At 32.6% G+C, this 11,352-nt stretch carries 9 protein-coding genes; 1 reads left to right on the top strand and 8 read right to left on the bottom strand.

Annotation, left to right across the window (positions count from 1 at the left end):
- Nucleotides 1–44: 44 nt before the first annotated feature.
- The 8 genes from OA93_RS15385 to OA93_RS15350 all read right to left on the bottom strand — a co-directional run bounded on the left by OA93_RS15385 (nt 45) and on the right by OA93_RS15350 (nt 7,719).
- Nucleotides 45–554, bottom strand: coding sequence for a hypothetical protein (locus OA93_RS15385; protein WP_039114268.1), 510 nt, complete (start codon nt 552–554; stop codon nt 45–47).
- 225 nt (nt 555–779) lie between these two features.
- A complete protein-coding gene (locus OA93_RS15380) occupies nt 780–2,603 on the bottom strand; it encodes a POTRA domain-containing protein (protein WP_346425748.1) in 1,824 nt (607 codons plus the stop codon).
- A 49-nt stretch (nt 2,604–2,652) separates the two neighbouring features.
- Nucleotides 2,653–3,750 (bottom strand): AI-2E family transporter, encoded by a 1,098-nt coding sequence (locus OA93_RS15375; RefSeq protein ID WP_039114267.1) that lies wholly within the window; start codon nt 3,748–3,750, stop codon nt 2,653–2,655.
- Nucleotides 3,751–4,109: 359 nt separating this feature from the next.
- Nucleotides 4,110–4,643, bottom strand: a complete 534-nt coding sequence (locus tag OA93_RS15370) for a mechanosensitive ion channel domain-containing protein (protein ID WP_039114266.1) — start codon at nt 4,641–4,643, stop codon at nt 4,110–4,112.
- A gap of 12 nt (nt 4,644–4,655) precedes the next feature.
- Nucleotides 4,656–5,240, bottom strand: coding sequence for a Maf-like protein (locus OA93_RS15365; protein ID WP_039114265.1), 585 nt, complete (start codon nt 5,238–5,240; stop codon nt 4,656–4,658).
- Nucleotides 5,233–6,159 (bottom strand): geranylgeranylglycerol-phosphate geranylgeranyltransferase, encoded by a 927-nt coding sequence (locus OA93_RS15360; protein ID WP_082001829.1) that lies wholly within the window; start codon nt 6,157–6,159, stop codon nt 5,233–5,235. The genes OA93_RS15365 and OA93_RS15360 overlap by 8 nt, the downstream gene beginning before the upstream one ends.
- Before the next feature lie 287 nt (nt 6,160–6,446).
- Nucleotides 6,447–6,974 carry an HAD-IIIA family hydrolase gene (locus OA93_RS15355; RefSeq protein ID WP_039114264.1) on the bottom strand — a complete coding sequence of 176 codons (528 nt, stop codon included), beginning with the start codon at nt 6,972–6,974 and terminating at the stop codon, nt 6,447–6,449.
- The gene (locus OA93_RS15350) at nt 6,958–7,719 is read right to left on the bottom strand and encodes a Rossmann-like and DUF2520 domain-containing protein (RefSeq protein WP_039114263.1); all 762 of its coding nucleotides are present in this window, start codon (nt 7,717–7,719) and stop codon (nt 6,958–6,960) included. The genes OA93_RS15355 and OA93_RS15350 overlap by 17 nt, the downstream gene beginning before the upstream one ends.
- Before the next feature lie 197 nt (nt 7,720–7,916).
- Between OA93_RS15350 and ccsA the strand changes: the two genes are divergently transcribed.
- A complete protein-coding gene (gene ccsA / locus OA93_RS15345; RefSeq protein WP_039114262.1) occupies nt 7,917–11,180 on the top strand; it encodes a cytochrome c biogenesis protein CcsA in 3,264 nt (1,087 codons plus the stop codon).
- The last annotated feature ends 172 nt before the right edge of the window (nt 11,181–11,352 follow it).

Genomic DNA, 11,352 nt, shown 5'->3' with positions numbered 1-11,352 from the left:
AGAGTGCCATATCCAGGCACTCTCTTTTAATTGCGAAATATTGTTTAGTGTCTTCCGTGTCCACGACCATGTCCTCTACCGTGGTCATCATCATCATCATGGTCGTCATCACGGTCATGTCTGTCATGGCGATTGTGTTTGTCTTTTTTGTAGTAATCATTACGATCTTTTTTATAATAACCGTATGTTCTTTGCGGTTTACCACGATACCCTTTGCAATATTGAACTCTATGTCTGTCAAAATAAGCATACGGAGTTCTACCGTGATAATCATTTAAAACTACTTTGTATCCTCCGTACAAATCATAATTTCTATATTGTCTTGGTAAACTGGTTGATCTAATCCATCTTCCTCCACCAAAATAAATAAACTGTGTGGCACGAACGTCATAATAAGCCTCAACGTCTGGTAAATAATAATATTCTGTTTCAGCATATCCAACTGGTCCCCATTGTGGCGGTGAGCCTATGTTTACGTTTATCGAAACTTGAGAATGCATGGTACTTGAAATAAATAGTAATATTCCGAAAGTAATTAATTTTAGTGTTTTCATTTTTTCTGGGGTTTTGGATTCTTAATTTCAATATTGAAATGTTTGACTATTTCGATATCTGATTTGTGAAATCCAAAAGTTGTGCCACAAAAAGTTTTTAAAATGATAAAAAAAGACAATATTTATTTATTTAAAAATAAAAACGCTGATATATAAAGTGTTAGGTTGGTTTTTATTTTTAGTTTTTTTCTGAAAAATAAAATAAAATGAGGGAATATTCTGTGCCTATCTATACTCGACTAATCTTGGTTTAGCTAATTCAAAATTTTGTAATCCAAAATCGGTGGTTTCAAATGTGTTTGTTTTAAAAACATTATCGCCTTCAAAAGGAATTGTTGGGTAGTAAGAAATAGATAACTGAAAGGAACTAAAAACTAAATAGTCATTACTTATTAGTAATCCCAGAGTTATTTTAGAATATACTTTATTTCTCATCATTGCATCGCCAGTACTTCCTAATACTGCAGCGGTATAATTAAAAAAGGGATTCACACGAAAACCTACTACTGCATGTGGCGCATAGGTTTGGGTTTGTAATGACAATACCATTTTGCTAGTGCCATATATTGGACTGTTAAAACCTTGCAGACCATTATTTCCATTAATATTAAGTTGGTCACCGACAGTATTTTCTCGATTAGCACCAATAACTAATGCAGGTTTTACAAACTGTCTTAGTTTCCAGTTCCCTATTTTTACTAGGTTTGTAAAATAATTGGCTTCAAAAGCAAATGCGCTTTGGTATGTTTTAGATTGATGAAAGAAAGTCCCAAATTCAAAATCGGCACTAAAGAATCCCCATTTATGATAATCTCCAAATGATGCCTGAGCGCCTATATAAGGACGCCAAAATGTATTTTTATATTGATATCCGGCTGTTATCCCAAAGATTCTTCCTGTGGCGACATCTTCGGTAGCCCCATTTCTAAATATATAATTGTCTTTAACAAACTCTCGGGTGTTGATTCCGATTCCGGTAAGCAATAATTTTTCATCCGAATAAAAGCTAATAGGGTCGTATTGTGGCTCGGGAGATTCTATATAGTCTACATTTAAAATACGCCCTGAGATAATTAAGTTGGTTTTTCTTTCTTTTTCTTTAAAAATAGGAAATGCTTTTCCTAACCATGCATCTTGCGTATTGTATTTAAAATTCTGAAAGCTATACTTAAGATCAGGTCCTTGCAAGGAATCTCGTCTAAATTGCTGACCAATATAAACCCCACCTGCCCATCTTGTTAAAGGGGAGTAGAATGGACGCTCAACCGCAATACTTTTATTATAATTATCATCTAAATCGATATTATATTTTGCAGTGGCATTGATAAAGGTATTTTTTATATTAGGAACTGTATAGGTAAAATCATTGGCATTTTTTCCATCACTAAAACGGTTTGTAAATTTATATTCTAATTGCTGACCTGTTCCGAAGAAGTTTTTATCTTTTATTCCCACACCAATCTGATTACTAGAAATAGAAAACTTAGGAATATAACTCCAGGAATCCAGAACTCGAATTGTAACATCTACCGAATCAGATTGTACGCTGGTTAATTGCTCTGAAATACTTACAGTATTAATATATTTTTGAGATCGGATGATACGCTCCGATTCTTGTACTTTGTAGGCATCGTAAGGCGTATTTTTTTTGAATAATAATAAATTACGTATTGCGAATTGTTTTGTTTTTAGGTGAAGCCTATTTCCGGTTCTTTCTCCCCAATTTCTAGGTGTAACTGTCGAGTCACTCTCAGAATATCCAAAAGGATCTAGGGTTACAATGGTAATTTTGCGTATAATTTTTCCATCATAATTGGTAGTATCTATTTTTTGGATTATTTCCTGATTTTTTTTCGGACGTGTAGTTCTAAAAACAAACCGATGAAAGAAATTAGTGAACTTATGTTTCTTGGTATATGATTTAAGCTTAGAATACATTTCGGTACTATCTTTTTTAGGCTCATTTACCTGCGAAAAAGAACTAGTATAGCAAAAACATACTATGATGAGTAATAGGTATGTTTTATATTGAAATAGTTTTATTATCAAGTTAGGTAATTTTTATGAATTCATTTTAAATAGTATATAAAACGGCATTCTATTCTTTTAATTTTGTTTTCTTTATTTTCCAGCTAAATTTTTTCGGCAAATCATTCCCTATTAAATATCCCCAAGGTTCTAAAGATTCTATCCTGTCAAAAATTATTTTAAGAATAGCCAGTAAAGGTATTGCCAGAAACATTCCTGATATGCCTGCAACTCCGCCACCGACAATTATCCCAATTATAGAGAATAGTGCATTTATTTCGACCTTGGTGTTTATAATCAATGGTACAAGTACGTTATTATCTATTAGCTGAACAATTATATTTACTATAAGAATCCCCAGTATTATAGAAATTTCGGGAGTTCCTGTAAGTGATGCTAAAACGGTTAATACGCCTGCAATAAAAATCCCTATGTACGGAATCATGTTTAAAATCCCTGTAATAAGACCTAATAAAACAAAATATTTTACCCCAATAATATAAAGACCTAAACTTGTTAATACAGCCACTACAATCATTTCTATAATAAGACCTACAATATAATTGTTTATCGATACTTTTATCTGAGTTAATATCTCTTTTAGTTTAGTATGATGTTCTTTCTTAAACAATTTAGCCAAGAAAAGGGTAAAGTGTTTTTTATATAAAAGAAACAGGAATATAAAAATAGGTATTATAGTGCAATCCAAAAGAACATCTGAAAGAGATCCTAATGCTGTTCCTAGTTTTTCTCCTCCATTTTTTACAGAATCAGAAGTAACGTTTTCAATATATTTTTTTTGTTCTCCATTGCTGATATTAAAATTTGCTTTTATAAAATTCTGCAAATCATTAAAAACGGCAATTGCATTTTTCTTAATTATAGAAAAATCATTGGCAATATCACTAATCTGATACGAGATAAATGTGAGTATCCCTATTATTACAAGTACAAAAATAAGAACTGTAACTATAGATGCTAAAAAATGTGGAAAGCGTAACTTTAAATGCAATAATGAAAATAAGGGTAGTAATAATACTGAGAATAAAAAGGCTAATAGTATTGATGTTATGATGTCTTTACCAATAACAAATATAAAACCAATACAAATTATACTTATTAAAACACACACAAGTTTTACATAAAAAGGCAATTTAATTGATTCCATAACTGATTTGTTGAGGTTAAAAAGCTTTTATTACCACTAATAAAAGCTAAGTTAAACAAATGTTATGCTTTATTTGTCTTTTTACGTTTTAGTTTTTTATTTTCAGCTTATAAAATTCCCATTAAAATTTAAAACCACATTAAGGAGTTTAAGCAACAATATTTTTTTTGAACCATATAAGTTATTTAAGTAAATATAAGTTTTAAAAAGTCTTCGCTTAAATGGGCTTATATAACTTACATGGTTATCTTTTTTTAGGCAAACAATATTTTTTTTGAACCATATAAGTTATTTAAGTAAATATAAGTTTTAAAAAGTCTTTGCTTAAATGGGATTACATAACTTATATGGTTAGCTTTTTAATCAAAAAACTCTTTATCTTCAAAATGAGCTGGTATAATTGAGATTCCTTTTTGCAGAAGCAAATTATTAGGATAGATTATTTTTTCCCCTTCTTTGGTTTTTAAACTTACGTGAAATGCATTTATATCTTCGATTTCGGCTTCGATAGGGAAATCTTTATCATGAATTTTTATTGAATCTCCTATTTTAAACGGAAAGGAGAAAAACAAAATAATTCCTGAAGTTATATTACTTAATATAGACCATTGTGCAAACATTGCCACACCAATAACGGTTGCTATAGAAGATACGGTAAGGAAAATATCATCGGTTTGAACACCCCAAACCACAAATAAACCTATTACAAACAAGATATTGGTTAGTAAATGGATGTATTTGATTATCAAATTGGTTCTATGCTCTAAGAAATGCTCTTTTTTAGCATATCGGCGTACCAGTTGGGTAATAGTAACTCTTACCGCAGCCGTTATTACAATAAGGATTCCTGTTGCAAATATTTCTTTGGCGTAATCGGTAAAAAAAGTAGTCATAATTGTATATTTTTAATCTAATGTACTTAAATATTCATAAACTCTATGTGTAGGAAGTCCCATAACATTGGAGTAAGACCCTTCCACTTTTGCAACTCCTACAAAACCAATCCATTCCTGAATGCCATATGCACCAGCTTTATCGTATGGTTTGTAATTTTTGAGATAATATAAAATGGCTTCATCGCTCAATACTGTAAAGGTAACCTTTGTAGTTTCGTTTATAACAACCGATTTTTCATTGGTCCTAAAACAAACAGAAGTAATTACATCATGAGTTGTATTCGATAATGATTTTAATATATTAAATGCATCTTCTTCATCTTTTGGCTTACCCAAAGCTTTGTCATTATGCCAAACAATTGTATCACTTGTAATCAGGATTTCGTTTGGTTTTAATTGACCGTCAAAAGCTGCTGCTTTAAGTTCAGCCAGATAATCGGTAATTTCGCTTCCTTTTAATTCTGGAGGAAAGATTTCTTCTACATCCTTTAATCTAATTTCGAAATCTAGATCCAGGTCTTTAAAAAATTGCTGACGTCTAGGTGAACCTGAAGCCAGTATTAAAGTATATTTTTCTAATTTTTGCTTAAGCATTGTATTTAATATTAAGATTGATGATTAAGATAGATAGAATCCCGAAGAATAAAATCCATTTTAAAACTGCGCTCAAATGATGAAACTCTTTATTTGTTTTGGCAGTGATTATTTTTGCTATAAAGTAAAATAGTGGCGCCAGCACAAATACAAAAGCATATAATGTAGCGATGTACAGATTATAAGCTACAAAATAATTGTTGATATAAATTAGTAATAAAACAATTGGAATAAGTGCAAGCGCAAAAACTACTTTGGCAGTTCGGCTTGTGCCAATTGCGATAGGTAATGTCTTCATCCCTTGATTATAATCGCCATTTGCATCTTCGATGTCTTTTACAATCTCACGTATAAAATTAATTATAAAAGCAAATATGGCATAATCTAAAAGAATAGAGAACATACTCGCCATTTGTGCTCTATTGCCCACGTCTGTAGCAGGAAAAATATCAAAAACTCCGATTATTATAACACTAAAAGATAATACTAAGGCAACAACAACATTGCCCAAAATCATGATTTGTTTTAAAGTTGTAGAGTAAAAATAAAGACTGGCAGCAATTAGAATAAAAAGGGTTGCAAAACCTGGTCTCATAATTACATTAGATAAATAAAACCCAATAGCAACTCCTGTAATATTAAGCGCTACGTATATGTTATATGCAGCAGTTTCAGAAATACTTTTGCCAACTACAACATCGCTTGGTTTGTTAATTAAGTCAGTTTCCTGATCAAAAATATTATTTATAACATATCCGGCTGCCGCAATTAAAACAGTGCTTAAAACCAATAAACCATACTGCCAATCGGCTAATGCCAACGGTATATTTTGCAATTTTAAGAAACCATAACGAAATAGTATTTGCATAAATGCAAGCATCAGTAGGTTTTGGTAGCGAATGAGTTTGAGGTATTTCATTTTTTTTGAGGTACTTTTTTGAGGTACTAAGGTTTTTCTTAAAGGCACTAAGGTTCTAAGTGGCAAAGGTTTTTTGTAGAGGCGCACCGCAGTGCGTCTTTATAAGAGATTCAAAGGTTACAATATTGTCTAAATCATGGGTGTTTAGATTATACACTACATAAATCACAATAATAGATTATATACTACATGGTTTTGTTACGAAGTCTATAATGTAAAACTCAATTCTTAATGTGTAATACAGGTACTGCAGATTGATACTGAACACTGTTACTGTATACTAGACTCTAATCGTGTTTTCCATTAAAATGCTCCATCCATTTCCCTTGTACTTTCATAACTTGTTCTATTACATCGCGTGCAGAACCTTTTCCTCCTTTTACGTGTGAGATATAACGACAAATTGTTTTTATTTCTGGGCTAGCATCTTGCGGGCAAGTAGGTAATCCTACCAATTTCATTACGTGGTAATCAGGAATATCATCACCCATGTATAATACGTGCTCAGGATTAATGTTATATAATTCAGTATATTCCTTAAACGTTTCAACTTTATCCGGAGTTCCCAAATGAATATCTTTAATTCCAAGATTGCGTAATCGTACGCGCACACCTTCATTGCTTCCGCCAGAAATAATACATACGTTATACCCACTTTCTACAGCCGCTTTCATAGCATAACCATCACGAATATTCATCGTACGAAGAATTTCTCCTTCATTGGTTACAAAAACCGAACTATCAGTAAGTACTCCGTCAACATCAAAAATAAAAGTAGTGATGTCGTTCATTATTTCTTTATAACTTTTTGCCATTATTTTGTATAGATTTTGTTAGTAATGTATATATGTTTTTTTGATTTTCATCAGATAAATAACTTAAATGAGCTTTAATTGTTGTTGCATCTTTACGTTTTGCAGGTCCTGTTTGAGCATCAATAGGAGGAAGCGTATTGATTTTATTAGCTGTTTCGGCTATCAAAGGCTTAAGGATTTCGAAAGAAACGCTATGCTCCGTGCAAATTTCCTGTCCGATTTGGTATAGGTGATTGGTGAAATTATTTACAAAAACGGCAGCTACGTGCAATGCTTTTCTTTGTTCAGAATTGATAGGATATACGGCATTCGAAATGATCTTAGCAAGCTTTTCGAGTACTAAATAATCGGTTCTGTTTTCGGCTTCCAAACAAAGCGGAACCTCCTTAAAATTGACTTCTTTATTTTTTGTAAATGTTTGTAAAGGATAAAACACCCCACTTCGGTTTTTTATATTAATTGCTTGTAATGGAGCAGTTCCTGATGTATGAGCAACCAATTTATTTTTAAAAGGTAATTGCTCCGAAATAGTAGAAATAGCATCATCAGAAACAGCAATAATATACAAATCGGCTTCTTTTAAAAGAGCCAAATCAGTTACAATTTTGCTAGAATCGAGCAGAGGAGATATCACTTTTTTTGTTCTGGAATACACCTGAATAAGTTCAATCGCACTACTTTTTGCGAAAGCATTTATTAAATGTTGGGACACATTTCCCGAGCCAATTAGTGTTATTTTAATCATATTGCAAAATTAGCATTTTTTTTTAAAGGACTCTCGTTACAAAGTAAGTTCGTACAGAAACTCTTTTTGGTAAGAAAAATAGCGTTTTAATGCTTCCTCAAGTGCTTTATTTTGGATATTATTAACAAATCCACGAATATCTGAATCAACATTTTTAAGTACTTTTGTGCCACTTTATAAAATGTAATTCCTCAATAATGGATAAAAAAATATTCTCCTTTTTGTTTTCTACACGATTAATGGCTGTCCTTTTTTTAACATTTGCAATTGCAATGGGAGTCGGGACCTTTATAGAAAGTAAATATAATACCGATACAGCTAGAATTTTCATATACAACTCTTGGTGGTTTGAGGTCATAATGGTCTTCTTCTTAATTAACTTCTTCGGAAATATAAAAAGATATCAATTACACAAAAAAGAAAAATGGGCTACATTAATGGTGCATTTAGCTTTTATATTCATCCTTTTAGGAGCATTCATAACACGTTACATTAGTTACGAAGGAATGATGCCAATACGCGAAGGAGCGGCTGAAAACCAAATATATTCAGATAAAACATTTATTACCATTTTTGCCGATGGAGAGTACAAAGGCGAGATGAAACGCCGTGTTTTCGAGAAAAGTTTATTATTATCTCCAGTTGCCGATAACGATTTTAGTATTTCGGGTAAATTCAACGAAACTCCATTTGAAGTAGAGTACAAAGATTTTATCATGGGAGCCAAAGAAGTTATAAAACCAGATCCTAGCGGAATCGTATATTTAAAACTAGTAGAAGCTGGCGAAGGCGGGCGAGAAGAACATTTCCTTAAAGACGGAGAAGTTCAAAACATACACAACGTTCTGTTTGCATTGAATAAACCTACAGACGGAGCAATCAATATTAATACAACAGGCGAAACTTATACGATACAAACCCCTTTTGAAGGAGATTTTATGCGTATGGCCGATAAACTAAAAGGAAAAGTAACAAAGGATAATGTACAGCCATTAATGATGCGTTCATTATACAGTATTGGGGATATCCGAATTGTTTTCCCAGATCCAGCTGTAAAAGGAGTTATTGCTTACGAATCTAATAATGATTATAAAGCCAAAACTCACGAAGATGCTTTGATAGTAAAATTAAAAGCCGAAGGACAAGAAAAAGAAGTAACATTATTAGGATCTAAAGGTAAAATTGGAGACTTTAAAACAGTTAAAATCGGAAATATCGATTACACATTCTTCTACGGAAGTAAAGCTTATGTATTGCCATTTAAGGTTAAATTGAATGATTTTATTGCTCAGAAATACCCAGGAACCGAGAAAAGTTATTCTTCATTCGAAAGTAAAGTTACCGTTATAGACTCTAATAAAACATTCGACGCTAGAATTTACATGAACCACGTATTAGATTACAGAGGATATAGATTCTTCCAATCTTCATTTGATCCAGACGAAAAAGGAACAGTATTATCTGTAAACCACGATTTCTGGGGAACATCTATAACTTATTTAGGATACTTTATGTTGTTCTTTGGGTTAATGGCGATCATGTTTACTAAACATTCTCGTTTTGCCGACTTAAAACGCAAGTTAGAAGTAGTGAAAAACAAAAAAGCAAAACTAATTACTATTTTAGTATTAATGTTGAGCTTTAACGGATTTGCACAAGAACAACACGACCATGATCATGACCACGACCACGATCATGCAGCACATAGTACAGATCCAAATCATGACCATGAGAAAGATCACAAACATGAGCATGCTCCACAAAGCAAAGATCCAAACAATCATGCAAATCACGTTACGAGACCACCAAGTCAGAAACAACTAGATTCGTTAATCAGTATTTATAAAGCGCCAGAAGCACACGCTGCTAAATTCGGACGTTTAATTATTCAGGATGCAGGCGGAAGAATGAAGCCTATTAATACTTTCTCATCAGAATTATTGAGAAAAGTAAGCCATGACGATAAGTATAACGGAATGAACTCAGATCAGGTATTTTTGTCAATGACACAATACGCTCAGGTTTGGATAGAAATCCCGATTATCTACATAAAATCAGGAAATGATAGTATCCGTAAAATTATCGGAATTGATAAAGATGCAGGATTTGCACCTTTTATTAAGTTTTTTGATGAAAAAGGAAATTATAAATTATCACCATATTTAGATGCAGCTTACAAAGCAGCAAATCCGAATCAATTTGAGAAAGATTTTATCGAAACCGATAAAAAAGTAAACCTTATGGAATCGGCTTTAAGCGGAAGCATCTTAAAGATTTTCCCGATACCAAATGATCCAAACAACAAATGGATTTCCTACCTAGAAATTAGCAATGCAGGTTTAAAAGGAATGGACGAAACGTATGTAAAGCAAATTTTACCAATGTATTTTGCAGCTTTAAACAACGCTTCGATAACCAAAGATTTTAAACAAGCCGATGAATTACTAGAAAGTATTAATGGATTCCAGAAGAAGTTTGGAAGCAAAGTACGACCAAGCGAAGAGAAAATTACATCAGAGTTATTGTATAATAAGTACGATGTATTTAAAAAGCTTCCGTATTGGTATATTACAGCTTCAATCCTGATGCTTATTTTTACAATTCTGAATATCTTCTTCGAGAAAAAATCATTAAGAATAACAGTTAATGTTTTCCATATAATTATCGGAGCCTTATTTGGGTTGCATACCTTAGGATTAATAGCACGTTGGTACATTTCAGGTCACGCACCATGGAGTAATGCTTACGAATCTATTATATATGTAGCTTGGGCAACAATGTTCTTCGGGTTGGCTTTTGATAGAAAATCTAAACTTACCGTAGCATCATCAGCATTTGTAACAGCAATGATATTAATGGCAGCATACATGAACTGGATTGACCCAGAAATAGCCAATTTGCAGCCAGTTCTTAACTCATACTGGTTAATGATACACGTAGCGGTAATTGTTGCTAGTTACGGACCATTTGCCTTAGGAATGATATTAGGATTTGTATCGTTGGTATTAATTTTCTTTACCAATAAGAGTAACAAGTCCAAAATGGATTTAAACATTCAGGAAATCACATACATCAACGAGATGGCATTAACCATCGGATTGATAATGTTAACCATAGGAAACTTCCTTGGAGGACAATGGGCCAACGAAAGCTGGGGACGTTACTGGGGATGGGATCCAAAAGAAACTTGGGCATTAATTAGTATCATGATTTACGCATTTGTAATTCACGCTCGTTTTGTACCAGCCCTACGCGGAAAATGGATATTTAACCTAATGAGTATGTTTGCGTTTATTTCAATCTTATTTACGTATTACGGAGTAAACTTCCACTTAGTAGGGTTACACTCATACGCAAGCGGAGAAGCGCATTCATTAGATTGGATTTGGTATTCATTAGGAGTAATCACCTTAATTGGAGCAGTGACTTACCCAAAATACCGCAAGTATTATAAAAAATAACAATTATTAATTCACATAAAAAGGTTCAACTTTGCGGTTGAACCTTTTTTTTATTTAGCATTTTTGTTAGTAACAGTACAGCTTTGCGGTTAAAAAAAACTTAGAACCTTAGCCTCTTAGCGACTTAGTATCTTTATTCCTAAAATTAGAAGCTGCTTCCTGCTGTCCACTA

The sequence above is a fragment of the Flavobacterium sp. KMS genome (assembly GCF_000813005.1).
Taxonomy (GTDB): Bacteria; Bacteroidota; Bacteroidia; order Flavobacteriales; family Flavobacteriaceae; genus Flavobacterium.
This window is presented reverse-complemented; position numbering and strand designations above follow the sequence as displayed.

What these genes read in the sequence shown, in the direction of transcription:
- OA93_RS15385 (WP_039114268.1), bottom strand. Translation starts at nt 554, where the DNA reads ATGAAAACACTAAAATTAATTACTTTCGGAATATTACTATTTATTTCA.
- OA93_RS15375 (WP_039114267.1), bottom strand. Translation starts at nt 3,750, where the DNA reads ATGGAATCAATTAAATTGCCTTTTTATGTAAAACTTGTGTGTGTTTTA.
- OA93_RS15370 (WP_039114266.1), bottom strand. Translation starts at nt 4,643, where the DNA reads ATGACTACTTTTTTTACCGATTACGCCAAAGAAATATTTGCAACAGGA.
- OA93_RS15365 (WP_039114265.1), bottom strand. Translation starts at nt 5,240, where the DNA reads ATGCTTAAGCAAAAATTAGAAAAATATACTTTAATACTGGCTTCAGGT.
- OA93_RS15360 (WP_082001829.1), bottom strand. Translation starts at nt 6,159, where the DNA reads ATGAAATACCTCAAACTCATTCGCTACCAAAACCTACTGATGCTTGCA.
- OA93_RS15355 (WP_039114264.1), bottom strand. Translation starts at nt 6,974, where the DNA reads ATGGCAAAAAGTTATAAAGAAATAATGAACGACATCACTACTTTTATT.
- OA93_RS15350 (WP_039114263.1), bottom strand. Translation starts at nt 7,719, where the DNA reads ATGATTAAAATAACACTAATTGGCTCGGGAAATGTGTCCCAACATTTA.
- ccsA (WP_039114262.1), top strand. Translation starts at nt 7,917, where the DNA reads ATGGATAAAAAAATATTCTCCTTTTTGTTTTCTACACGATTAATGGCT.